Source organism: Azospirillum sp. FG154 (assembly GCF_057809575.1).
On sequence record NZ_JBMDKF010000018.1, the window covers coordinates 33304 to 59143 of the forward strand.

The following is a 25840-nucleotide window of genomic DNA, read 5'->3' on the forward strand; positions in this document are numbered from 1 at the left end:
GTCTCAAATCTTGGCGGCGGGCAGGTCGATGACGAACAGCGCGCCGCCATCCGGCCCGTTGGCCCCGCTCAGCGCGCCGCCGAAGTCACGCACGATCCCCGCCGAGATGGCAAGCCCCAAGCCAAGCCCGCCACCCGTCTCGCGGTCGCCCGTCTCCCGGTCGCCGGCGTCCTTTGTGGTGAAAAACGGCTCGAACAGGCGGGCGCGCACCGCGTCGGGCAATCCGGGGCCGTTGTCGGCGACCGTGATCCGCACCCGGTCGCCCACGCGCGCGGCGGACAGGGTGAGCCGCCCGTCCGGCTGGCCGTGCAGGGCGTCGAGCGCGTTGGCGATCACATTCACCAAAACCTGCTCCAGCCGGTTGGCGTCGCACAGCGCTGTCGCGTCGTCCGCCGCCGCTGCCGACACGGCGACGCCGCCCCGGCTCAACCGTTGGTCCAGCAGAAACAGCGCGTTGCCGATGGCGCGCGCCGCCGCCACCGGCTGGGGGGCGCCAGTCGATTTGCGGGCGAAGGATTTCAGCTCTCCCGTCAAGGCGCCCATGCGGTCCACCAACTGGCCGATGCGGTCGAGGTTGCCTTGCGCCGCCTCCAGATTGCCGCGTTGGAGAAACTTCACCGTGTTGCCCGACAGGGTGCGTAGGGCGGCCAGCGGCTGGTTCAGTTCATGCACCAACCCGGCGGACAATTGGCCGATCACCGCCAGCTTGCCCGCGTGGATCAACTCGCCCTGCGCGGCGCGCAGGGTGTGGGTGCGCTCCTCCACCTTGCGTTCCAGGGCGTCATTGGCGCGGCGCAGGGCGCGCAGATGCCGCCGGTGCTGGCGCCACAGAATCATGAGGATGCCGACAAGCGCGCTGCCGACGGCGCTCAACGCCGCGCGGGTCCAGGCCATCGCCGTCACCGGGGCGACCGGCGACAGCACGGTCAACGTCCAGGGCGTGCCGTGCAGCGGCGCGGTCTGCGCCAGCACAAGGCCCGACGCGAAAAAGGGAGAGGCGCTCTCCGCCGCCGCCCCGCCAAGCGACGGCAGGCGCGCCAGTTCGGCGTCCTCGGACAGCCGCCGCAGCGGGGCGAGGCCCAGCGGCGGCAGCGGGCGCGCGTTGTATTGCAGGGTTTGTTCAAAGCGCTGGCGCAGCGCGTCGTCCAGCGGTCGCAAGGTGGCGTAGCGCCAGGACGGGACCGACGCCAGAATGGTCACGCCGTTGTCGTCGGCGACCAGGACCGGGGCCTCGACCGTCGCCCAGGATTGTTCAAGCTGCTCCAGACTGATCTTGACCACGGCGACGCCGATCACCTCGCCATCCTCGGTCAAGGGGGAGGACAGGAAATAGCCCGGCTCGTTGCGCGTGGTGCCGACGCCGTAGAAACGCCCCGGACGCCCCGCCGCCGCCGCCACGAAATAGGGGCGGTAGAACAGATCCTCGCCGATGAAGCTGTCGGGCCGGTTCCAATTGCTGGCGGCGACGACCCGGCCTTGCAAATTCATCGCGTAGATGGCCAGCGTCCCCGTCCGCTGGTTCAACCGTTCCAGATAGCGGTTGACCGCGTGGGGCGACGACGACCGACCGGCCACCAGATCCAGAACGTCGCGTTCCAACTCCAACGTCGCCGGGAAGAAGGCGTATTTGTCGATTTCCCGTTCCAGACTGGCGGCGTAAAGCTCCAGCCGGTGACGTCCGGTGTCGCGCAGCGCGTCCAGCCCCGCCGTCTCGCTGACGTGAAAACCGACGACGCCCGCCAGCAGGGCCAGCGCCAGCAGAAGGGGCGGAACCGGACCGACGCGGCGCAGGCGGCGGATGGCGGACGAAAGGAGCATCGACGGATCCGCGCTGTTGCACCGGCGGGTTATACCCCCGCCGCGCCGGGCGTGAAAGCGCCCGGCGCGGGAAGGCGGTTACTTGGCGACCGCCGCCGCCAGGACGGGATCGGAGGCGTCCTCGTCCTCGTCCTCCGCGCCCAGGGCGTTTTCCCATTTGGCGACGACGGTGGTGGCGATGGCGTTGCCCAGCACGTTGGTGACGGTGCGCCCCATGTCGAGGAAATGGTCGATGCCCAAAATCAGCAGGATGCCCGCCTCCGGCAAATTGAACATCGGCAGCACGGCGGCCACCACCACCAGGGAGGAGCGGGGAACCCCGGCGATGCCCTTGCTCGACACCATCAGCACCAGCAGCATCAGGATCTGTTGGTCGAGGCTGAGCGGAATGTTGAACGCCTGGGCGATGAACAGCGACGCGAAGGTCGTGTAGATCATCGAGCCGTCCAGGTTGAAGGAATAGCCCAGCGGCAGGATGAAGCCGATCACCCGTTCGTTCACGCCGAATTTCTTCAGCGTCTCCATCAGGCGCGGATAGGCGGACTCGCTCGACGCGGTGGAGAAGCCCAGCAGCATCGGCTGACGCACCGCCATGAACAGGCGGAAGACCTCGCCCTTCAGCACGACGAACCCGGCCCCGATCAACGCCAGCCACAGCACCGCGAGCGTCACATAGAAACCGCCCATGAACTTGCCATAGACCAGCAGCACGCCCAAACCCTGGGTGGCGACGACGTTGGCGACGGCGGCGAAGACGCCGATGGGGGCGAAGCGCATCACGTAATCGGTGACGCGCAGCATCACCGGCACCACCTCCTCAATCGCCTGGGCGAGCAGCCCGGCCTTGGTGTCGCGCAGTTGGCCCAGCGCCAGACCGAAGAACAGGGAGAAGACCAGAATTTGCAGAATCTCGTTGTTCGCCATCGCTTCAAAAATGTTGCGCGGGAAGACGTGGATCAGGAATTCCTTGAGGTTCAGCGACGCGGTTTTCAACCCGGCGCTGGCCGTCGCCTCGGGCAGCGGCACGCCGACGTTGGCGCCGGGTTGCAGCAGGTTGGCGAAGATCAGTCCGATGAACAGCGACGCGAAGGACGCCATCAGGAACCAGCCCACCGCCTTGCCGCCGATGCGGCCCACCGCCTTGGCGTCGCCCATGCCCGCCATTCCCGCCACCAGGGTGGAGAAGATCAGCGGGGCGAGGATCATCTTGATGAGGCGCAGGAAAATGTCGGTGACGATCACGAAGTAACCGGCGACGGTCTTCGCGTCCGCCGGAGACAGATAGGCGTTGCAGAGATAGCCGGTGAGGATGCCCAGCAGCATCGCCACAATGATTTGCGTGGTTTGTTTGTTCATAAGGCGTTTCCTTCCCTGCCCGGCGGCGTCGAGGCCGCCGGGGCGCGCGTGAACGGGGTGTCGTGGGCCGGGCGGGTCAGCCTGCGGCGGGGATGTGTTGAGGCCGGGTCAACACCTCGGGCCGCAGCACCTCGGCCAACGCCTGGGCGGTCATCAGGCCGCGCGCCTCGACCAGTTCGGCGACGCCCTTGCCGGTGCGGTGCGCCTCGGCGGCGATCTCCGTCGCGTTGGCGTAACCGATGTAGGGGTTGAGCGCGGTGACGATGCCGATGGAGTTGCGCACCCCGGCGGCCAGATGGTCGCGGTTGGCGGTGATGCCGTCCACGCACAGATCGGCCAGCGTCAGACAGCCCTGGCGCAGATGGGTGATGCTCTTGAACAGGCTGTGCGCGATGATCGGTTCAAAGGCGTTGAGCTGCAACTGCCCCGCCTCGGCGGCGAAGGTCACGGTCATGTCGTTGCCGATCACCTCGAAGGCGATCTGGTTCATCACTTCGGGGATCACCGGGTTGACCTTGCCCGGCATGATCGACGATCCGGCCTGACGGGCGGGCAGGTTGATTTCGCCGAACCCGGCGCGCGGGCCGCTCGACAGCAGGCGCAGATCGTTGCAAGTCTTGGACAGCTTGACCGCGACCCGCTTCAGCACGCCCGACAGTTGGACGAAGCTGCCGCAATCCTGCGTGGCTTCCACCAGATTGGGGGCGGTGACGACCGGCACGCCGCTGATTTCGGCCAGCAGGCGGCAGACGCGCGGCGCGTAATCGGGGTGGGCGTTGATGCCGGTGCCGATGGCGGTGGCGCCCAGATTGATTTCGCGGATCAGCAGGGCGGCTTCCTTCAACCGCTCCTCATCCTCGGCCAGCATGACGGCGTAGGTGGAGAATTCCTGCCCCAGCGTCATCGGCACCGCGTCCTGCAACTGGGTCCGGCCCATTTTCAGAACGTCGCCGAACTCGTCGGCCTTGCGCTGGAAGGCGGCGCGCAGATGGCCCATCGCCTCGACCAGCCGGAAGATTCCGGTGTAGGTCGCCAGCTTCAACGCCGTCGGATAGACGTCGTTGGTGGATTGGCTCATGTTGACGTGTTCGTTGGGGTGCAGGTGGGCGTACGCCCCGCGCTCATGCCCCAGAATCTCCAAGGCGCGGTTGGCGATCACCTCGTTGGCGTTCATGTTGGTCGAGGTGCCCGCCCCGCCTTGGATGACGTCCACCACGAACTGGTCGATCAGCTTGCCCGCGCGGATCTCGCGGCAGGCGGCGACGATGGCGTCGGCCCTGTCGGCGCTCAACAGCCCCAGCTCTTGATTGACCCGCGCGGCGGCCGTCTTGATGTCGGCCAGCGCCTGGACCAGATCGGGATAGTGGGAGATCGGCGTGCCGGTGATCGGGAAATTTTCGACGGCGCGCAGGGTGTGAACGCCGTAATAGGCGTGCGCGGGAACCTCGCGGTCGCCCAGCAGATCATGTTCAAGGCGGGTGGCGGCGGCAGGCATGGGACGTTTCGCTCCGTGGATGGTCGCCCGTCTGTGCGGGTTGCGACAGAGAAAAGCAACGCGCGTGCCAGCGGCATCCAGCGGCGTCTGAGTTTTAAGCCATTGTATCTGATGAATATTCTGTCCGTTGACGGCGCCCGCGTTCGGATTTCCGAACCGGCGGGGCGCCAGCCGTTCGGAAATCCGAACGCCGACGCGACGCGCGGCGGATTCGTCAGAGTCATCAGATGATGACTTTGATGATGAAGGCCGGAGTGATTTTTCATCACAGGATGAAGACGTGGCGGCGGCCTGGGTTTTGCGTCGCGGCTCGAATTTTGTCAAAACCGTTGAATGTGCTGCTTAATAACAATCATGCGCCGCGACATTCGTTGAATGGCGAGGTTCGGCACGCCGCTTGCTCTTGCGGATGGGAGACGGGGAACGGGTTCAGCGGACCCCCACCCCGGCCTGCGACGCGAGAGGGAGGATGACATTGTGACGGGCGACGAGGAAAATTCCTGCTTTCTAAACGCGGCGGTTTGGACCGACCGTCTGTTTGACGGCGTTTGGATCCGGTCGGCGGGTGGAACGCGCGCCGTTCAGGAACCAGCGACCGGCGCGGTCTTGACCCGCGTCGGGTTGGCCAATCCGCAAGACGTCGCGGCGGCGGCGCAAGCGGCGGCGGCGGCGCAACCCGCCTGGGCGGCGCTGCCCGCCCGCGACCGCGCCGCCGTGTTCCGGCGCGCGGCGGACGCGCTGGAGCGGAACGCCGAGGAACTGGTCCGCTTCATCGTCCGGGAAACCGGCTCGATCCCCGGCAAGGGCCAGCATGAAGTGCGGGAGGCGATCACCATCCTGCACCGCGCGGCGGCGATGCCGCTGGAGGCGGTCGGCCAAATTCTGCCCGCCGCGCCCGGTCATTTGAGCCTGGCGCGGCGCGTCCCGCACGGCGTGGTGGGAGTCATCTCCCCCTTCAATTTTCCGCTGATTCTGTCGCTGCGCGCGGTCGCTCCGGCGCTGGCCGCTGGCAACGCGGTGGTGCTGAAGCCCGACCCGCGCACGCCGGTGACGGGCGGCTTCATCATCGCCCGCGCCTTTGAGGAGGCCGGGTTGCCCAAAGGGGTTTTGCATGTTCTGCCCGGCGGGGCCGACGCGGGCGAGGCGCTGGTGACGGATCCGCGCATCCGCATGATCGGCTTCACCGGATCGACCAACGTCGGGCGGCGCATCGGCGAGTTGGCCGGGCGTCATCTGAAGAAAACCGCCCTGGAGTTGGGCGGCAAAAGCGCGCTGATCGTTCTGGAGGACGCCGACCCGGATCGGGCGGCCAGCAACGTCGCCTGGGGCGCCTATCTGCATCAGGGGCAAATCTGCATGGCCTCGGGCCGCATCCTGGTCCAGGAGCGGATCGCGCCCGCGTTGATCGCGCGGCTGGTGGAAAAGGCCAGCCGCCTGCCGGTCGGCGATCCGGCGAGCGGGGCGGTGGCGCTTGGCCCGTTGATCGACGCGGGGCAGCGCGACCGCGTTCACGCCATCGTGCAGGACAGCGTCGCGGCGGGCGCCCGGCTGGAATCCGGCGGGACGTTCGAGGGGCAGTTCTACCGTCCGACCGTGCTGTCAGGCGTGCGCCCCGGCATGCGCGCCTTTGAGGAGGAGGTGTTCGGCCCGGTCGCCACCATCGCCACCTTCGGCAGCGACGACGAGGCGGTGGCCCTGGCCAACCGCACCGATTACGGACTGTCGGGCGCGGTGATCTCGCCCAACCTCGCCCGCGCCATGGCCATCGCCGAGCGGCTGAACACCGGCATGGTCCATGTCAACGACCAAACGGTGGCCGACGAGTGCGTCAATCCCTTCGCCGGGCGTGGGGCGTCGGGCAATGGCGGCGCGGTCGGCGGTCCCGCCGATTGGGAGCAATTCACCCAATGGCGCTGGACGACCGTCAAGCCCACGCCCCCCGCCTATCCGTTTTGAGGAGGACCGGCATGCGCATCCAAGCCGCCGTCGCCCGCATTCCCAAAGGGCCGTTGTCGATTGAAAGTCTGGAGTTGGAGGAGCCGCGCGACGACGAAATTCTGGTCCGCGTCGTGGCGACCGGCGTCTGCCACACCGATCTTGTGGTGCGCGACGGCGTGCTGCCGACCCCGCTGCCCGTCGTTCTGGGCCATGAGGGCGCCGGCGTGGTCGAGCGCGTCGGGCGGGCCGTGACCAAGGTCAAGCCGGGGGATCCGGTGGTGATGACCTTCAACTCTTGCGGAAGCTGCCCAAGCTGCGCCGACCACGCGCACAGCTATTGCCACGAGTTCTTTCCCCGCAACTTCTTCGCCGCCCGCCCCGACGGAAGCACGGCGCTGTCGCGCGATGGGGAGCGCGTCCACAGCCATTTCTTCGGCCAATCTTCCTTCGCCAGCCATGCGATTTGCCGGGAGCGCAACGTCGTCAAGGTTCCCGCCGACGCGCCGTTGGAGCTTCTGGGGCCGCTGGCCTGCGGGGTGCAGACGGGGGCCGGGGCGGTGATGAACGCGCTGGCGGTGTCGGCGGGCCAATCCATCGCCGTGTTCGGCACGGGATCGGTCGGGCTGTCGGCGGTGATGGCGGCCCGCGTGGTCGGCGCGACCACCATCGTCGCGGTGGACACCAACGACGCCCGCCTCGCCTTCGCGCGGGAGGTTGGGGCGACCCACGCCTTCAACCCGAAGGATGGCGGCGTCATCGAACGCGTTCTGGCGCTGGGCGGCGCCGGGCTGAACCACGCGCTGGACACCACCGGACAGGCGGCGGTGATCCGCGACGCCATGGCCTGTCTGGCCCCGCGCGGGTGTTGCGGCGTGTTGGGCGCGTCGCCGATGGGCAGCGAGATCACGCTGGATCAGGTTCATTTCATGAGCGGCGGGCGGCGGTTGATCGGCATCGTCGAGGGGGACGCCAATTCCGACATCTTCATTCCGACCTTGATCGAACTGCGACGGCAGGGCCGCTTTCCGTTCGACCGCATGATCCGCGCCTATCCTTTCGCCGCCATCGAGGAGGCGATTCACGACATGGAGGCGGGCCGGACGATCAAGCCGGTTTTGATGATGTGACCCAACAGCCTTTCCACCGAATCGTTGCCGCTTGAGACCAAAGAAAAAGGGCCGCCACCCCACCAAGGCGGACCCAGCAACGCAACCATCAAGACAGGGAAACGCACTGCATGAAACGGCTTTTTCTTGCCGGGACGGCGCTGGTCGCCGTCGCCGTCGGCCCCGCGCTGTCCGCGCGGGCTGAAAATTTCACCTTCGACGGATCCGATTTCAAGATCAGTTGGGACAACACGGTCAAATACAGCACGGCCTATCGCCTGAGCGATCCCAAGGCGTCGATGCTGACCGACACCAACCTTGACGACGGAAACCGCAACTTCAAGGCCGGTTTCACCTCCAACCGCGCCGACATCCTGTCGGAACTGACGGCGGGAACGCGCGATTATGGGTTTCGCGTCAGCGGCGCGGCGTGGTTCGACACGCTCTATCTGCGCGGCAATGACAATGACTCGCCCGCCACGGCCAACCCGACCAGCGTCGCCAACGACCGTTTCACCGGGGCGACGCGCACCGTCCATGGCCGCAACGTCGAGTTGATGGACGCCTTCGCCTATGGCAACGCCTCGCTGGACGACACCCGGCTGACGGGTCGGCTGGGGCGGCACTCGTTGATTTACGGCGAAAGCCTGTTCTTCGGCGCCAACGGCGTCGCCGCCGCCCAGCAGCCCATCGACCTCATCAAGCTGTTGAGCGTGCCGAGCACCCAGTTCAAGGAAGTGCTGTTGCCGGTCTGGCAGGCGTCGGGCACCGTGCAACTGCGCGAGAATCTCTCCGTCGGCGGCTATTACCAACTGCAATGGCGCAACACGCGCCTGCCCGCGTCGGGCAGCGCCTTCAGCACGGCGGACTTCGTCGGCGCGGGCGCGGAGCGGATCGTCGTCGGCGGTCCGGTTCTGCCCGGCGGCGGTCCGGCGGCCTTCTGGCGCGGCAAGGACATCAAGGCGCGCGACAGCGGCCAGTTCGGCGCGCAAGTGCGCTACACCCCCGAAGACACCGATTACGAATTCGGTCTCTATTTCGCCCAGTATCACGACAAGACGCCGCAGCTCTATTTCGTTCCCAGCGCCAACCCGACCGTCGGGCAATTGCGTTCCGGCAACATCGGCGAGTTGCGCCATGTTTATCCGGAGGACGTCCGCACCGTCGGCGCCAGCGTCAGCACGGTGGTTGGCCGCGCCAACGTGGCGGGCGAAGTGTCCTACCGTTGGAACGCGCCGCTGGTCAGCGACCCGCAAACCGCGCTGCCGGGCGTGCTGGCCGACAACAAGGATCACCCGCTTTACGCCGTTGGCCGGACGCTGCACGCGCAAGCCTCGGCGATTTACGCCTTCACGCCGAACGGCCTTTGGGACGGCGCGTCGATCGCCGCTGAAATCGCCTGGAACACGCGGGTCGGCATCGACAAGAACCCGGCGGCGCTGGATCCCAACAGCACCCGTTCGGCGCTGGGCATCCGTGGCGTCTTCACGCCGACCTATTTCCAAATCGCCAACGGCCTGGACGTCAACGTTCCCATCGGTTTGGGCTACACGCCCTATGGCCGGTCCTCCGCCGTGGGCAACTTCAACGGCGGCGCGTCGCGCGGCGGCGACATCAGCGTTGGCGCCGACTTCACCTATCAATCGACGTGGAACTTCGGCGTCAACGCCACCCATTATTTCGGCCCGGCGGGCGTCCTGCTGACCGCCGCCGATCCGACGGCGACGCCGGTGCAGAAGTTGACCTTCAAGCAGACGATGAAGGGGCGCGATTTCATCGGCGCCTACCTGAAACGCTCGTTCTAAGACCGAATTCCAGGAGCATTTCCAATGAAATTGACCACGGTTCTGGCTGCCGCTGGCGCGCTTCTCTGCGTCCAGACCGGCGCCGCGCTGGCCTTTGTCACCGCCGAGGAAGCGGCGAAGCTTGGCTCTTCCCTCACCCCGATGGGCGCGGAGCGGGCGGGCAACAAGGAGGGGACGATTCCCCGCTGGGAGGGCGGCTACACCAAGCCGTTGCCCGGCTACACGCCGGGCGCGCCGCGTCCCGATCCGTTCGCCGACGACAAACCGACCCTGTCGATCAGCGGCAAGAACGCCGCCCAATACGCGGAAAAGCTGAGCGACGGCACCCGCGCCCTGCTGGCGAAATACCCCGCCCTGCGGCTGGACATCTACCCGACCCGACGCAGCGCCGCCGCGCCGCAATGGGTCTATGACAACACCGCCAAAAACGCCACCCGCGCCAAATTGAGCGGCGACGGCTTTGGCGTCGAGGGCGCTTATGGCGGGATTCCCTTCCCCATCCCGGCCAACGGCTATGAGGCGATCTGGAATCACCGACTGGGCTGGCTGGGCGAGAGCGCGGAATATTCGCTCGGCACCTGGGTGGTGACGCCGGACGGCGCCAAGGTTCAACCCTCGGCGGGCGACGAGTATCTGCAATACCCCTACAATTACAAAGACGGCGATCTCGGCTCCTACAAGGGCATTTATCAATACGGCAAATTCATCCAGAGCCGCCCGGCCTCGCGTGCGGGCGAAGCGATTTTGGTGCATGAACCGTCCAGCGCTGGGAAGGCCCGCGCCATCTGGCAATATCTGGTCGGTCAGCGCCGGGTGCGCCGCGCCCCGTCGGTCGCCTACGACACGCCCGATTTCGTGACCTCCGGTGTCGGTTTCTTCGACGAAGCCTTCATGATGTTCGGCCCGGTCGATCACCATGAGTTCAAGCTGGTCGGCAAGAAGGAACTCTATGTTCCCTACAACAACAACCGCGCGGCGGCGGCGGATCCCGACAAACTGCTGGGCGGCCAATTCCTCAACCCCGATCTGGTGCGCTGGGAGTTGCACCGGGTTTGGGTGGTTGACGCGACCTTGGCCGAGGGCAAGCGCCACGTCGTGCAGAAGCGCCGCTATTACCTGGACGAGGACAGTTGGCAGATCCTGATGTTCGACGGCTGGGACGCGCAAGGCCAGTTGTGGCGGCACAATTACACGCTGACCCTGCTGGCCCCGGATCTTCCGGCCCTGATCGGCACGGTGATGTGGGGCGGCTATGACCTGCGCACCGGCTCCTACTATCTGAACGCGGCGTCGAACGGTCTGCCGACCCAGTACAAGGCGGTCGCCCGGCGCCCCAACGAAGCGTTCAGCCCCGACGATCTCGCCGGACGCAGCGTCCAGTGACCCTGTCGGCCCCCGCATCTGTTCAGGATGAGCGCGCATGAAGATCCGCTTTCCCCTTGGGCGTTTTCTGGCGGCGGCGGTCGCCTCCATCGCCAGCGCGGCCTTGCCCGGCGGCGTCCGGGCGGACGCCGCCGATTACCCGGTGCTGTCGCAACCCGCGCTCATCACGCCGAAGGCGGCGGGGGCGGCCATGCTGGGGCTGGCGCGCGCCGGTCAACGGCTGGTCGCCGTTGGCGAGCGCGGCATCGTCCTGCTGTCCGACGACCAGGGCGGGCGCTGGCGGCAGGCCCGCGTTCCGGTCAGCGTCAGCCTGACCGCCGTCCGTTTCGTGAATGAACGCACGGGCTGGGCGACCGGGCATTTTGGCACGGTTTTGCGCAGCGACGATGGCGGCGAAAGTTGGGTCAAACAACTGGATGGCGTCGCGGCGGCGCGGTTGGCCGAACAGGCCGCCTCGCGGATGGCGCAACAAGGGCTGCCCGAGGCGGAGCGGTTGCGGGAGTCCTCCCTGCGCCTGGTCGAGGAGGGGCCGGACAAGCCCTTCCTCGACCTCTTTTTCGCCAACGAGCGCGACGGCTTCGTCATCGGCGCCTACAACCTGATGTTCCGCACCCGCGACGGCGGCCAGAGCTGGACGCCCTGGATGAGCCGTTTGGAGAACCCGAAAGGGCTGCATCTCTACGGCGTCGCCCAGGGAACCGGCGCTGGTTCGGGCGACCTGTACATCGTTGGGGAGCAGGGGTTGTTGCTGCGCTCCACCGATGGGGGGGAACGGTTCGCCGCGCTTCCCTCCCCCTACAAGGGAAGCTGGTTCGGCGTGCTGGCGGCGGGCGACGGCGGCCTGTTGGCCTATGGTTTGCGCGGCAGCCTCTACCGCTCGACTGACCGGGGGGAAAGCTGGGAGACCCTTGACACCGGCGTCGCCAGCGGCATTGGCGCGGGGTTGGCGCTGGGCGGCGGAACGGTGGTTCTGGCCAGCCAGACCGGCGATTTCTTGGCCAGCCGCGACGGTGGCGCCAGCTTCCAGCCCATGATTGGACGGAAAATGCCGTTGACCGCGTTGGCCGACGCGGGCGGCGGCCGTCTCGTCATCGCCAGTTTGCGTGGCGTGGCGTCGGTCGACGCGCCCTCAAACCCGGAGCCATCCCCCACGCCTCAGGTGAAAGGAGCCGTCCGATGAAAGCGGATGACGTGATGGACCACCAGCCGGTGGTCGCCCGCCTGGAGGATTTTGATCGGGCGTCGGGCGACCGGCTGGAACGGGCGCTGTTCAACCATCGCCCCTTGGTCGTTCTGCTGTGTCTGGTCGCCACGCTGCTGCTGTCGGTGGCGGGGCTGCGCCTTGGCCTGAACGCCAGCTTTGAGAAAACCATTCCCGCCCGCCATCCCTTCATCGTCGAGTATCTCAAGCACCGTTCGGATCTGGGCGGCTTGGGCAACGCCGTGCGCATCGCGGTGGAAACGACGGGCGAGAGCATTTTTGACGCGGGCTATCAGGACACGCTGCGGCGGATCAACGACGAGGTGTATCTGCTGCCCGGCGTCGATCGCCCCTTCATGAAGTCGCTGTGGACCCCGACCACCCGCTGGACCGCCGTGACGGAGGATGGCGTCGATGGCGGAACCGTGGTGCCGGAGGGGTATGACGGCTCGCCGCAAAGTCTGGACGCCCTGCGCGCCAACGTCGAGCGGTCGGGCGAGGTCGGTCAACTGGTCGCCGTCAACTTCCGCTCCAGCGTGCTGTTCGTGCCGCTGCTCGACGCCGACCCGCAGACCGGCAAGCCGCTGGATTATCGGCAACTTTCCGACAGCCTGGAAGACATCCGCCAGCGCTATCAAAGCGACGGCATCCGCATCCACGTCACCGGCTTCGCCAAGGTGATCGGCGATCTGATCGAAGGGTTGGAGCAGGTGATGCTGTTTTTCCTGCTGGCGGTGGTCATCGCCGGTGGGGTGGTGTTCGGCTACACCCGGTGCGTCCGCAGCACTTTGTTGGTGGTCGCCTGTTCGTTGGTGGCGGTGCTGTGGCAGTTCGGTTTGCTGGCGCTCACCGGCTATGAGCTGGACCCCTATTCGATCCTGGTGCCCTTCCTGGTCTTCGCCATCGGCATGAGCCACGGCGCGCAGAAGATGAACGGCATCATGCAGGACATCGGGCGCGGCACGCACAAGGTGGTGGCGGCGCGCTACACCTTCCGCCGCCTGTTCGTCGCCGGGTTGACGGCGCTGCTGTGCGACGCCGTCGGCTTCGCCGTGCTCATCATCATTCCCATTCAGGTGATCCAAGATTTGGCGGTGATCGCCAGCATTGGCGTCGCCGTGTTGATCTTCACCAACTTGATCCTGTTGCCGATCCTGCTGTCTTACATCGGCGTCAGCCCGCGCGCCGCCGCCCTCAGCCTGCGGGATGAGCAACAGGACGCCCGACAGGGCGGGGCGGAGCGCCATTGGCTGTGGCGGACGCTGGATCTCTTCACCCGGCGCGGTTGGGCGGCGGCGGCCATCGTTCTGTCGGCGGGGTTGGCGGTTGGCGGTTACGCGGTCAGCCTGGATTTGAAGGTCGGCGATCTCGATCCCGGCGCGCCGGAACTGCGCCCTGACTCGCGCTACAACCGTGACAGCGCGTTCATGGTGGCGAATTACGCGGCGAGTTCCGACATCCTCGTCGTCATGGTCGAAACGCCGAACGACCGTTGCACCGGCTACGCCACCCTGTCGGCGGTGGACCGGCTGGCCTGGACGCTGGAGCAATTGCCAGGGGTCGAGGCGACCCATTCGATGGCGGGTCTCAGCAAGCTGGCCGGGGTCGGTTACAACGAGGGGAATTTCAAATGGTACGAGCTGATCGCCAACGACAGCGCGCTTGGCTCCGTGCAAAACCACGCCCCGCGCGAGCTGTTCAACAAGAGCTGTTCGCTGTTGTCGCTCTACGTCTATCTTCACGATCATAAGGCCGACACGCTGGCCCGCGTCGTCACGGCGGTGGAGGATTTTTCCACCCACAACAACGGCCCGAACCTGCGGTTCGTGTTGGCTGCCGGAAACGCCGGGATCGAGGCCGCCACCAACATCGTCGTCCACAAGGCGATGCGCGAAATGCTGCTGTGGGTCTATGGCGCGGTGGTCATCCTGTGCTGGATCACCTTCCGGTCCTGGCGCGCGGTGGTGGTGGCGGTGTTGCCGCTGATGCTGACCTCGATCCTGTGCGAAGCCCTGATGGTCTGGCTGGGCATGGGGGTGAAGGTGGCGACGCTGCCGGTCATCGCGCTGGGCGTCGGCATCGGCGTGGATTACGCGCTGTATGTGTTGAGCGTCATGTTGGCCCATCTGCGCCAAGGGGCCAGCCTGTCGGAGGCCTATTACCGGGCGCTGCTGTTCACCGGGCGGGTGGTGATGCTGACCGGCGTCACGCTGGCGGTCGCGGTGGCGACCTGGGTGTGGTCGCCGATCAAGTTCCAGGCCGACATGGGCGTTCTGCTGGCCTTCATGTTCCTGTGGAACATGCTGGGCGCGCTGATTTTGCTGCCCGCGCTGGCTTGCTTCCTGTTGCCCAAGGCCCGGCCTGCGGACGCGGCGGGGCGGTCGCCGGCTTTGGCGGCGCTTTGATGACGAGCGGCGCGCCCACCGGGGCGCGCTCACTCTCTTTCGGCGCGCGTCCCGTACAGGCCGAGTTTGCGCAGGCGGTATTCCAGTGTCGGGCGGGTGAGGCCCAGCGCGCGGGCGGTCGCCGCGACGTTGCCCTTGTGGCGCTGGAGCGCGGCGGCGAACAGGCGATGCTCCAATTCGGGCAGGGACGATCCGCTGTCCACCAGCGCGTCCACCGGATCGGCGCGGCGCGCGCCCTCGGGCGGGCCGTCGTTGGCGGGCGACGGCGTGCTGGACAGGCGCCCGTCGGCCAGCAGGGTGAAGGCGGTTTGCGGCATCGTTTCGCCGTCGCGGAACATGTGGATGATGTCGATCAACCCATCGTCGGGCGCGTGGACGACGCCGCGTTCGATCAGGTTCTGCATCTCGCGGATGTTGCCGGGGTAGCGGTAATTCAACAGCGCCTCGGTCGCCCGCCGGGTGAAGCCGCGCGGCGAGCGGCCATGCTCTCGGCTGTAAAAGGCCAGAAAATGGTCCATCAGCAGCGGGATGTCGTCGCGCCGTTCGCGCAGGGGCGGCAACGTCACCGGAAAGACGTTGAGGCGGAAGAACAGATCCTCGCGGAAACGCCCGGCCCGCACCTCGTCGCGCAGATCGACGTTGGTGGCGGCGACGACGCGGACGTCCACCGGAATGTTGCGGGCGCCGCCCACCCGCTCCAACTCGCGCTGTTGCAGGACGCGCAGCAGCTTGCCCTGGGCGACCAGGGTCAGGGAGGCGATTTCGTCGAGAAACAGCGTGCCGCCGCTGGCCCGCTCGAACCGGCCGGGGCGGGAGGCGACGGCCCCGGTGAAGGCCCCCTTGTCCACGCCGAACAGTTCGGATTCCACCAGCGTGTCGGGGATCGCGGCGCAGTTGACGGCGATGAAGGGACCGTCGCGGCGTGGGCTGAGGTCGTGGAGCGAGCGGGCGAACAGCTCTTTGCCGACGCCGGATTCGCCGACGAACAGCACCGTCGCCCGCGTCGTCGCCACCCGTTCCAGAAGATGGCGGGCGGCGATGAAGCTGGACGACAGGCCGATCACCGGACCATGGCCCGGCGCGGCGGCGGTTGGTTGGGGGGGCGCGGGGCGGCTTTCGGCGTTTTCGGTGGCTGGGCGGGGTCGTGGCGCGGTCCATTCCACGCCCAAAGCGGCGAGGTCGGACGCCTCGTCGCCCCAGGCTTCGGCGGATTTCGCCACGCAGCGGCACTGCGCCGCCCCCATGCCCCGGCATTCGGTTTCCCGGAACAGCACGGTCTTGCCCAACAGACGGCTGGTGTAGCCGGTGGCGTAGCCCGTTTGCATCCAACAGACCGGATCGGACGCGACGCCATAGGCGGCCAGATGCTCGCTCGCTTCGGCGGAATCGTGCCACAGGAATTCGCCCAGATAATGGCCGCGCTCCTTGTCGAATTCAAAGCGGCGGGTCGTGACCTTCACGAAACCTTCCAGCATGTGCATACGCGGCCCGGTGGCGAAGGCGCTGGCCAGATCCTCGTTCGGCCAGCGTTGCCGCACCAGATCGGCGTCGCGCGCGCCTTGCGCGTAGCCAATGCGGGTGAACAGGGCGCGGGCGCGTTCGATCCCCAGCGCGTCGATCAACTCGCGCCGCAGGTGGCCCACGCTGGCCAGATCGATCAACAACATCCGGCGGTCGTTCAGCCAGATGCGCCCGTCGCCCAGGGTGAAGAACAGGCATTCCGCCAGATCCTGCAAGGTCGGGCTGGCGGTTTTCGGCAGATCGTCGCTGCTGCCCCGCTGCATCACCTTGCCGGATTGGCGGGACGCCTCCGCCAGCGAGATTCGGTTGCCTGTGTCGGTCATGCCTGCCGCCTCCCCCCAGAGATCGCACCCTTCGGCGTTGGCCTTCCCGGCGCGCTTTATAACGATGATAAAACTTAATTGATTAATAAACAAACTGTTATATAAAATACCAAAATCAGAGCGTTGCGGAGCCTGCCCATAACGGGCGAGCCTCATTGATTCGTTTGAGTTTTCTCCTTTCCCTTCCTCGTGACGATGAGATGACGATCATGACGAACCTCTCCGCGAACGCTTCAAATCTTTCTCTCGCGCTCGACCGAATCCTGGATGGCGTCGTCGCCGCCGGTCGGATCGCCGGTGGAACCATCCTGGTCGCCCAGGACGGCGAGACGCTCTACCGCCGCGCCTTTGGTCACGCCGACCGTGAAAGCGGCGTGGCTATGACCGACACCCTTCCGGTCCGCTTCGCCTCGCTCACCAAGCCGCTGGTCTCGGCGACCGCGCTGGCGCTGGTGGAGCGGGGCGTGTTGGCGCTTGACGGGCCGGTCGCCGATTGGTTGCCCGATTTCCAGCCCGCCCTTCCCGATGGCCGCCGCCCGGTCATCCGTCTGCGCCATCTGCTGAGCCACACCGCTGGGTTGGGCTATCGCTTCCTGCAACCGCCCGATGGGCCGTATCATCAGGCCGACGTGTCCGACGGGTTGGAAACGACGGGGCTGTCGCTGGACGACAATCTGGCGCGCGTCGCCGCCGCCCCGCTGCTGTTCGAGCCGGGGGCCGGTTGGTGCTATTCGGTGGCGACCGACGTGCTGGGGGCGGTGATCGCGCGCGCCGACGGCGGCGATCTGGCGGCGTCGGTGGCCCGATGGGTGACGAAGCCGCTGGGCATGACCAACACCCGGTTCGGGGCCGACGATCCAGCGCGGTTGGCCCCCGCCTACATCGACGGCGACGCGGGCGCGCGGCGGATGGAAGAGCCGGACAGCGTGATGTTCGGGCCGTCTCGCCTGATCTATCGCCCGTCGCGCGCCTTTTCGCAGACCTTGTTTCCGTCGGGCGGCAGCGGCATGACGGGAACCGCGCCGGACTATCTGACCTTTCTGGAAGCGATCCGCACCGGCGGCGGGGCCATCCTGACGCCGGAATCCTGCGCGCTGATGACCGGATCGGCGACCGGCGGTTTGCCGGTCTTCATCCCCGGACCCGGTTGGGGCTTTGGCCTTGGCTTTGGCGTGTTGACCGACCCGGCGGCGGCGGGCAGCCCCTGTTCGCCGGGAAGCTGGGGGTGGTTCGGCGTCTTCGGCTCGCATTTCTGGGTCGATCCCGTCCGCCGGACCAGCGTCGTCGTCGTCACCAACACGGCGGTGTCCGGCATGATCGGCCCCTTCGCCGACGCGGTGCGTGACGCGGTGGTCGGCGGCTGACCCTTGGCATGGGGGGCGGCCCCCATGCTGTCCCCTCAACGCTTTTGGATTGCGCCATCATGACATCCCCCTCCACCGCGTTGGCCGAGTCGGCCGTCGCCATCGTTCAGGAGATTGATCGCCGGATCGGCGGCGTTGGTCTTGAACTGGCGGAAATCACGGCCAACGTGCAGGACGTTTCCGCCGTCGTTCTGCGCCAGGGCGAGCAGTTCCGCACCCTGCGCGGCGCGGTGGACGCCATGGCCAGCGCCAACGCGGACATCGACGTCAACGCGGGTCGGGCCAGCGCGCTCGCCGCTTCCGCCGCCGCCGAGGCGGGGGACTCGCACGCGGCGGTCGCCAGCGCGGTGCGGGAAATCACCGCGCTGATCGACGACGTCGCCCGGATGGAGCGGCAATTGGCGCTGGTCAACAGTTCGTTGTCGCAGGTGGCGGCGGTGTCGCGGGCGATCCAGGCCATCGCCAAGCAAACCAACCTGTTGGCGCTGAACGCCACCATCGAGGCGGCGCGGGCGGGCGAAGCCGGGCGCGGCTTCGCCGTGGTGGCGACGGAGGTCAAGGAATTGGCCCGGCAAACCCAGACGGCGACCGTGCAAATCGGCGAAACGGTGCAGGTGCTGACCAGCCAAGTGATTGGGTTGATCCGCGACAGCGCCACGGCGACCGCCAGCGCCACCCAGGCCCGCGTCGGCACTGGTTTGATCGAGACGGTGGTTGGCCGCATGGAGGGTGTCTTCGCCCAACTGCACGCGGCCACCCGCGACATCGCTGACAGCGTGCAGGGAAATCTGGAGCGCTGCGGCGCGGTGGAGCGGGAACTGGATGATCTGGAACCGGCGGTGGCCGGGTCGGCGCGCCATTTGGCGATGGCCAATCAACGGCTGGGAGCGTTGCTTGAAACCAGCGAGGGCCTGATCGACTATGTCGGCGTCAGCCCGATTCCGACGGATGACACCCCGTTTCTGCGCGCCACCGCCGACGCGGCGGCCCAGGTGTCCGCTCTGTTCGAGGCGGCGGTCAGCCGTGGCGACATCAGCCAGGACGCCCTGTTCGACGAACATTATCACCCCGTCCCCGGCAGCAATCCGCCGCAATTCCTCACCCGATTCACCGACCTGACCGACCGGCTGTTGCCGTCGTTGCAAGAACCGCTGTTGGATCTCAGCCCGCGCGTCGCCTTCGCCACCCTCTGCGACCGCAACGGCTATCTGCCCACCCACAACCGGAAATACAATCAGCCGCAAGGCTCCGATCCGGTGTGGAACACCGCGCATTGCCGGGGGCGGCGTCTGTATCAGTTCCGCGCCGCCTTGAAGGCCGCCCGTTCGCCGCGCCTGTCGATCCACACCATGCCGCGCGACATGGGCGGCGGCCAGCGGGTGCTCATCAAGATCATGAACGCCCCGGTTTTCGTGCAGGGGCGCCAGTGGGGGGCCTTCAGCATGGCGGTTCTGCCCGACCAAGCGCGGTGACAGCGGGCGCGCTCTTCAAAATGTATACAGTCTTCGGCGTGGCGCTGTCGGAGATTTCTGGAATTGAGCGGAATTCCAGGAGGGCGGCGGGGTTTCTGGGGTGATTTTCACGGAAAATCACGGATTGTGATTTCTCATCACAATCCGCCTTGGAATCCGACATGGAAAAATGTATACATTATGCAACGGCGACGATCCGAGACGCGCCGAACCCCAAGCCCCATGAACGCCAGCCCCAAGGGAGGGAGCGTTGACCGACACCGCCAGGGACGCGACGCCGAATTTTCCGATGAACGCGTGGTACGCCGCCGCCTATGACATTGAATTGCGCCGCGAATTGCTGCCGCGCACCATCTGCGGCAAAAAGCTGGTGCTGTACCGCCGGGCCGACGACGCCATCGTCGCGCTGGAGGACGCCTGCTGGCATCGCCTGCTGCCGCTGTCCAAGGGGCGGTTGGAGGGCGACAACCTCGTTTGCGGCTATCACGGGTTGGTGTTCAACCCCGAAGGCCGCTGCGTCGGCATGCCGTCGCAAGAGACGATCAACCCGTCGGCCTGCGTCCGGCGCTATCCGGTGGTCGAACGCCACCGTTTCGCCTGGGTGTGGATGGGCGATCCGGCGCTGGCCGATCCGGCGACGATCCCGGACATGCATTGGAACCATGATCCGGAATGGGCGGGGGATGGTCGCCTCATCCAGGTGAAATGCGATTACCGGCTGGTGCTCGACAACTTGATGGATCTGACGCACGAAACCTTTGTGCATTCGTCGAGCATCGGCAACCGCGCGGTGGCCGAGGCCCCGTTCGAGACGACGCACAACGACCAGTTCGTCACGGTGACGCGTTGGATGCGCGACATCGAACCGCCGCCCTTCTGGGCCAAGCAGCTTGGCAAGCCCGGCAATGTGGACCGCTGGCAGATCATCCGCTTTGAGGCGCCCTGCACGATCACCATCGACGTCGGCGTCGCCCCCACCGGGACCGGCGCGCCGGAGGGCGACCGTTCGCAGGGGGTGAACGGCTTTGTCCTGAACACCATCACGCCGGAAACCGACAAGACCTGTCATTATTTCTGGGCCTTCTGCCGCAACTACAAGCTGGGCGAACAGAAGCTGACGGCGGAGCTGCGCGACGGCGTCACCCGCATCTTCGGCGAGGACGAGGTGATCCTGGAGGCCCAACAACAGGCCATCGACGACCACCCCGAGCGGGCCTTTTACAACCTGAACATCGACGCCGGGGCGATGTGGTCGCGCCGCCTGATCGACCGCCTGATCCGGGCGGAACAAGCGTCAGCCCCGTCGCCGATCCGACAGGCGGCGGAATGATCCGCCGGTGAAGGCCAGAGGAAAACGCCATGGATGAGCAACCCCGCGCGTCGCAGACCGTTCGCACGCTCCTGCAACTGCGGGAACTGATCCTGAACGGCGACCTCAGCCCCGGCGAACGGGTGTCGGAGTTGGGAATCGTCGAACGGCTGGGCGTGTCGCGCACGCCCGTCCGCGTCGCGCTGGTCCGGCTGGAGGAGGAGGGTCTGGTCGATTGCCTGCCCACCGGCGGCTTCGTCGTCCGCGCCTTCAGCGAGGCCGACATCGCCGACGCCATCCAACTGCGCGGCGTGCTGGAGGGCATGGCGGCGCAGCGGGCCGCCGAACGCCGCCTGAGCCGGGATGACCTGCGCGGCTTGCGCGACGTCGTCGGCAGTCTGGACGCGCTGGTCCGCCAACGCGACCTGACCATCGACGATTTTTCCGACTACATCCGCCTGAACGACCAGTTCCATGGCCTGCTGCTGCGTTTGGCCGACAGCCCGGTTCTGAAACGGTCGATGGAGCGGGTGTTGTCGCTGCCCTTCGCCTCCCCCGGCGCCTTTGTGCGGGTGCAGGCCGAATTGCCGGAATCCCGCGAGATTCTGGTGATCGCGCAGGAGCATCACCGCGCCATTCTCGACGCCATCGAGAATGGTGAAGGCAGCCGCGCCGACCATCTGGCGCGCGAGCATTCCCGGCTGGCCCGCCGCAATCTGGACATCTCCATCAAAAACCAGCGTCAGCTCGACCGGGTGCCGGGGGCCTCCCTGATCCGGTTGCGCAGCGCCTGACCAAACCCATTTCTGCGAGGAATCCCATGCGCTTCGCCATTGAATGGCAGGACGCCCGGCTGCGCGCGACGCGCGACCTGGCCGCCGACATCCGTCTGTTTGAAATCGAACCCGCCAACCCGGCCAAACCCCCGGCGCCCGGCAGCCACATCAGCGTGACCGTGACCATCGACGGGCAAACCGACGCCCGGTGCTATTCGCTGATCGGCGCCGCCGAGGATGGCGCGTACCGCATCGCGGTCAAACGGTTGAAGGAGAGCCGGGGCGGATCGGCCTACATGTGGAGTCTCGCCCCCGGCGCGCGGTTGCGGATCTCCGAACCGCAAAACCTGTTCGAGTTGACGTTGGGCCGTCCCGATTATCTGCTGATCGCCGGGGGCATCGGCGTCACGCCGATCCACGGCATGGCGATGACTCTGGCGGCGCGCGGCGCGAAACTGCGCATGCTCTACGCCTGCCGTCAGCGCGCGGAACTGGCCTTCGCCGACGAGTTGCGGGAACGGTTGGGCGACCGGCTGGAAACCTATGTCGATGAGGAGGGGCAGCGCATGGATCTCGCCGCCGCCATCGACGGGCTGGACCCCGACGGCGAGCTGTATCTCTGCGGCCCCATCGGCCTGATGGAGGCGGCGCGCCGCCAATGGCGGCAGAGCGGTCGCCCGATGGAGCGGTTGCGCTTTGAATCCTTCGGCAACAGCGGACGCTTCGCCCCGGAAGCCTTCACCGTCCGCATCCCCCGTTTGGGCAAAACCATCACCGTGCCGGAAAACCGTTCGATGCTCGACGCTTTGGAGGCGGCGGGGGTTGAGTTGCTGTCCGATTGCCGCCGGGGCGAATGCGGTCTGTGCGCGGTGGATGTTCTGGACGTCGAGGGCGAGGTCGATCATCGGGATGTCTTCTTCAGCGACCAGCAGAAGGCGGAGAATCACCGGCTGTGCGCCTGCGTGTCGCGTGTCGCCGGCGGCGGCGTCACCATCGACACCGCGCGCCGGGACTGAGCGGTTCCCCACGCTTACGCCGCAAGCTCCAGCGTTTGGCGGGTTTGCGTGAAGGGACGGCGGGCCAGCAGGGTGAACAGACCACCCAGCAGGATGGCGGGCAAGGCGACCACCAGGATCGACGCGGCGACCGCCGTGTCGTCGTGGAAAATCTTGTCGGTGACAAGCGCCACCGCCATCGGCCCGAGCGTCAGACTGAACAGGTTTTGCGTGAAGAAATAGAGCGCGGTGGCTTGGCCGCGCAACCGACCGGGGGTCATTTCCTGCACCACCGTCGGGCCGATGCAGTTGGACACGCTGCTGAAAAAGGCGGAAAAGCCGAAACCCGCCAGCGCGATCCACGGGTCGCCGCTCAACGTGCCGACGGCGATGGCGACAATCCACAGCGGAATGCTGTAGAGCGACAGGCGCAACCGACCATCCAGATTGGCGCCGATCATTCGGTCGCCGAAAATCCCGGCCAGCGCGCCGCCCGCGCAGCCCATCACCATGAGGGTGAGGCCGTAATAGAGGCCGGTTTGCGCCATCGGCCAGTGATGGACGCGAACGAACACGGTCGGCACCCAGGATCCGGCGGCGTAGGCCGCCATGGCGAAGCAATCATACGCCAGCAGGGTGAACAGGAAAGCCCGCCCGTTGCTCTTCAGATAGCGCAACGCGTCATCGGGCGTGACGTTTCCAGCGACAGAAACGGGGCGGCGGCGCGGCGGTTCGGTGATGGTCAGAATCAGCGGCGCCAGCAACAGGCCGGGAAGCCCGACGACGATGAAGGCCGCCTGCCAGGAACGCACGGTTCCGAACACGGGCAACGTCACTTCGGGCAGTTGGTTGGTCATGGCGATGACCAGACCGCCCAGCGTCAGCGCCGCGCCGATTCCCAGATAAATGCCGCTGGTGTAGACGCTGAGCGCGGTTCCCCGCCGATCCGGGCGGAAGGCGTCGGAAATCAACGAATAGGCGGCGGGGGCCAAGGTGGCCTCGCCGATGCCGACGCCGACGCGGGCGGCGAACAGCTCCCAAAAACTGTTGGCCAGACCGCAAGCGATGGTCATCACGCTCCAGATCGCGACCCCGGCGACGATCACCAGCCGCCGGTTGCGCCGGTCCACGAATCGCCCCAGCGGCAAGCCGAGAAACGAATAGAGGATGGTGAAGGCGAAGCCGTGCAGCACGCTGATGTCGGTGTCGGTGATGGCCAGATCGCGGCGGATCGGGCCGACCAGCAGGGCCAAAATCTGCCGATCCACGAAGGACAGGATGTTCGCGATGATGAGAACGCCGACGAGGTAGCAGGCGATCCGCATCGGCGGATACCCGTCTTGCGGACCGAGGGCGGCTGTGGTGGTCAAGGGACGCCTCCATGGCGATGCGGTGGATCGGGCGGGCGGGTCCATGGGAGCCATGAAGAGGGGCGGCGGAAAGCGCGCGCAACCCTATCCCTCTTCACAGCGCGCATCGGCGCGCCGCCCGGCGGTTTGTTCGATAGGCGGATAGTGCCATGGCATAATCGTGCGATCAATCGATTAAAAGGAATTTTGCCGATAAAATTGTTTTTGCCGTTTACAGCGTCGTCTGTTTGTGAGATCAACAATTCCAGCCAATAACCGTTCATGCGAGGCGCCGCCATGGTGATGGGCCGCTTTATCGACCTGTCGGTGGCTCTGGATCCGGCGACGCCGTCGGATCCGCCGCCGCTGCGCCCGAAGGTCAATTACATCGGTCATCAAGAAGGGGCGGGACATCTGACCGCCATCTTCCCCGGCCTGAAGGCCGAGGATCTGCCCGACGCGGAAGGCTGGGCGGTCGAGGATCTGACGATTACCAGCCACAGCGGCACCCACATGGACGCGCCGTGGCATTACGCCTCGACGATGGACGGCGGCAAACCGGCGATGACCATCGACGAGGTGCCGCTCGACTGGTGCTTTCGACCCGGCGTCCGCGTCGATTTCCGCGACCGTCCCGACGGCCATGTCGTCAGCGAAGCGGAGATGGCGGCGGCGTTCGAGCGGATGGGCTACACGCTCCAGCCCTTTGACATCGTGCTGGTGAACACGGCGGCGGGCGCGGCCTATGGCCAGCCTGATTATGTGGACCGGGGCTGCGGCGTTGGGCGGGACGCCACGCTGTGGCTGTTGCGCCAGGGCGTGCGCGTGGTCGGCACCGACGCCTGGAGCTGGGACGCGCCCTTCGTCCACACTCGGCGGCGGTTCCTGGAAACCGGCGATCCGACGATCATCTGGGAAGGCCACAAGGCCGGGCGGGACATCGGCTATTGCCAGATGGAAAAGCTCGCCAACCTCGACGCGCTGCCCGACAGCGGCTTTCTGGTCAGTTGCTTCCCCTACAAATTGAAGGGCGGATCCGCCGGTTTCACCCGCGCTGTGGCCATCCTTCCCAACGACGAGGCTCCAAATCCATGATTCTGGCCAGTTTTCAAGCGGCGGACGGGACGGCCCGCGTCGCGGCGGTGCGACGTGACCACGCCAGCCTGATCGACCTTCAAGCCGCTCACATCGCCCTGCGCGGGGCGCCCGACCCGGCTTTCGCCGACATGATCGCGCTGATGGAGGGGGGCGAGGCCGCGCTGGACCGCGCCCGCGCGCTGGAGGAGCGCTTTGCCGACACGTCGGTTGGCGCCGACCCGGTGGTGATCGGCTTGGCCGACGTCCGGCTTTTGGCCCCGGTGCCGCGCCCGACCCAGATGCGTGATTTCTCGGTGTTCGAGCAGCACATGAAGCAGGCGGGGGCCGCCATCGCCCGGCTGCGGGCCGAGCGCACGGGGGATACGGGACCGCTGCCGACCCCCGCCGACATTCGCCTGCCGCCGGTGTTCTACACCCAGCCGCTGTATTACAAGGCCAACCGGATGACCGTGGTTGGTCCCGACGCCGAGGTGCGTTGGCCCTCTTATTGCCGGAAGATGGATTTTGAGCTGGAGTTCGGCGTCTTCATCGGGCGCGCCGGTCGCAACATCAACGCGGGGAACGCCCAGGCGCACATCTTCGGCTACACGATCTTCAACGATTTTTCCGCCCGCGACGCGCAGGAATTGGAAATGTCCGGCCCCTTTGGTCCCTGCAAGGGCAAGGATTTCGACAGCGGCAACGCCATGGGGCCGTGGATCGTCACGCCCGACGAATTGCCCGATCCCTACGCCCTGACCATGATCGCGCGGGTGAATGGCGAGGAATGGTGCCGCAACACGTCGGCTGGGATGATCCACAGCTTTGAAACGATGATCGCCCACGCGTCGCGCGATGAAACCCTGCATCCCGGCGAATTTCTGGGATCGGGAACGGTCGGCGGCGGCAGCGGGCTGGAGATCGGGCGCTGGTTGAATCCCGGCGACGTGGTCGAGCTTGAGGTTCAGGGCATTGGCGTTTTGCGCAACCGGGTGATCGGTCCGGCGCGTTGACCAGCGGCGGCTGAAGGACGGCCCCGCCTTTTCAAACACTTCCGGTTTGAGTTTTTCAAATCCGCCCGGTTGGCGCGGCGTTGCGACGCCGCGTCGGCCCGGTCTGGTTCCTGTTCGGCGCGCGCCGAACCGGC

18 protein-coding genes are annotated in these 25840 nt (G+C 66.6%); 13 read left to right on the forward strand and 5 right to left on the reverse strand.

The features are described from left to right. Positions 1–3 precede the first annotated feature (3 nt). From ACODS4_RS19395 to aspA, 3 genes are all read right to left on the reverse strand, one after another. Complete coding sequence (locus ACODS4_RS19395; protein WP_488866539.1) at positions 4–1818, reverse strand: sensor histidine kinase; 1815 nt, start codon at positions 1816–1818, stop codon at positions 4–6. Between the two features lie 78 nt (positions 1819–1896). Beyond that, complete coding sequence (locus ACODS4_RS19400) at positions 1897–3174, reverse strand: dicarboxylate/amino acid:cation symporter (protein WP_488866541.1); 1278 nt, start codon at positions 3172–3174, stop codon at positions 1897–1899. Between the two features lie 76 nt (positions 3175–3250). Next, positions 3251–4669, reverse strand: coding sequence for an aspartate ammonia-lyase (gene aspA / locus ACODS4_RS19405; protein ID WP_488866543.1), 1419 nt, complete (start codon positions 4667–4669; stop codon positions 3251–3253). 477 nt (positions 4670–5146) lie between these two features. Between aspA and ACODS4_RS19410 the strand changes: the two genes are divergently transcribed. The 6 genes from ACODS4_RS19410 to ACODS4_RS19435 all read left to right on the forward strand — a co-directional run bounded on the left by ACODS4_RS19410 (position 5147) and on the right by ACODS4_RS19435 (position 14507). Next, positions 5147–6625: a benzaldehyde dehydrogenase gene (locus ACODS4_RS19410; protein ID WP_488866545.1), complete on the forward strand. Its 1479-nt coding sequence runs from the start codon at positions 5147–5149 to the stop codon at positions 6623–6625. An 11-nt stretch (positions 6626–6636) separates the two neighbouring features. Then, positions 6637–7734, forward strand: a complete 1098-nt coding sequence (locus ACODS4_RS19415) for an NAD(P)-dependent alcohol dehydrogenase (protein WP_488866547.1) — start codon at positions 6637–6639, stop codon at positions 7732–7734. Positions 7735–7844: 110 nt separating this feature from the next. Beyond that, entirely contained in the window at positions 7845–9518 is a 1674-nt protein-coding gene (locus ACODS4_RS19420) for a DUF1302 domain-containing protein (protein ID WP_488866549.1), read from the forward strand. A gap of 24 nt (positions 9519–9542) precedes the next feature. Beyond that, positions 9543–10901, forward strand: coding sequence for a DUF1329 domain-containing protein (locus ACODS4_RS19425; RefSeq protein ID WP_488866551.1), 1359 nt, complete (start codon positions 9543–9545; stop codon positions 10899–10901). Positions 10902–10938: 37 nt separating this feature from the next. Next, positions 10939–12081, forward strand: a complete 1143-nt coding sequence (locus ACODS4_RS19430; RefSeq protein WP_488866553.1) for a WD40/YVTN/BNR-like repeat-containing protein — start codon at positions 10939–10941, stop codon at positions 12079–12081. Continuing rightward, positions 12078–14507, forward strand: a complete 2430-nt coding sequence (locus ACODS4_RS19435; RefSeq protein WP_488866555.1) for an efflux RND transporter permease subunit — start codon at positions 12078–12080, stop codon at positions 14505–14507. Before ACODS4_RS19430 ends, ACODS4_RS19435 begins: the two co-directional genes overlap by 4 nt. 29 nt (positions 14508–14536) lie before the next feature. Here the strand turns inward: ACODS4_RS19435 and ACODS4_RS19440 are convergent, their stop codons facing one another. After that, positions 14537–16351 (reverse strand): sigma 54-interacting transcriptional regulator, encoded by a 1815-nt coding sequence (locus tag ACODS4_RS19440; protein ID WP_488866557.1) that lies wholly within the window; start codon positions 16349–16351, stop codon positions 14537–14539. A gap of 209 nt (positions 16352–16560) precedes the next feature. On the opposite strand from ACODS4_RS19440, the gene ACODS4_RS19445 reads away from it, so the two are divergent. The 5 genes from ACODS4_RS19445 (at position 16561) to ACODS4_RS19465 (ending at position 22288) form a co-directional block, all read left to right on the forward strand. Further along, positions 16561–17715: a serine hydrolase domain-containing protein gene (locus ACODS4_RS19445; protein WP_488866559.1), complete on the forward strand. Its 1155-nt coding sequence runs from the start codon at positions 16561–16563 to the stop codon at positions 17713–17715. A gap of 59 nt (positions 17716–17774) precedes the next feature. After that, on the forward strand, positions 17775–19187 hold the full coding sequence (locus tag ACODS4_RS19450; RefSeq protein ID WP_488866561.1) for a methyl-accepting chemotaxis protein: 1413 nt from the start codon (positions 17775–17777) through the stop codon (positions 19185–19187). A gap of 250 nt (positions 19188–19437) precedes the next feature. Further along, positions 19438–20517, forward strand: coding sequence for an aromatic ring-hydroxylating dioxygenase subunit alpha (locus ACODS4_RS19455; protein ID WP_488866563.1), 1080 nt, complete (start codon positions 19438–19440; stop codon positions 20515–20517). Positions 20518–20546: 29 nt separating this feature from the next. Continuing rightward, a complete protein-coding gene (locus tag ACODS4_RS19460) occupies positions 20547–21290 on the forward strand; it encodes a GntR family transcriptional regulator (RefSeq protein WP_488866565.1) in 744 nt (247 codons plus the stop codon). A gap of 26 nt (positions 21291–21316) precedes the next feature. After that, positions 21317–22288, forward strand: coding sequence for a PDR/VanB family oxidoreductase (locus tag ACODS4_RS19465; protein WP_488866567.1), 972 nt, complete (start codon positions 21317–21319; stop codon positions 22286–22288). Positions 22289–22302: 14 nt separating this feature from the next. Here ACODS4_RS19465 and ACODS4_RS19470 read toward each other — a convergent pair whose 3' ends face one another. Then, positions 22303–23637 (reverse strand): spinster family MFS transporter, encoded by a 1335-nt coding sequence (locus tag ACODS4_RS19470; protein ID WP_488866569.1) that lies wholly within the window; start codon positions 23635–23637, stop codon positions 22303–22305. Positions 23638–23898: 261 nt separating this feature from the next. Here ACODS4_RS19470 and ACODS4_RS19475 point away from each other — a divergent pair, with 261 nt between their 5' ends. After that, a complete protein-coding gene (locus tag ACODS4_RS19475) occupies positions 23899–24711 on the forward strand; it encodes a cyclase family protein (RefSeq protein ID WP_488866571.1) in 813 nt (270 codons plus the stop codon). Beyond that, entirely contained in the window at positions 24708–25706 is a 999-nt protein-coding gene (locus tag ACODS4_RS19480) for a fumarylacetoacetate hydrolase family protein (protein WP_488866573.1), read from the forward strand. Before ACODS4_RS19475 ends, ACODS4_RS19480 begins: the two co-directional genes overlap by 4 nt. The last annotated feature ends 134 nt before the right edge of the window (positions 25707–25840 follow it).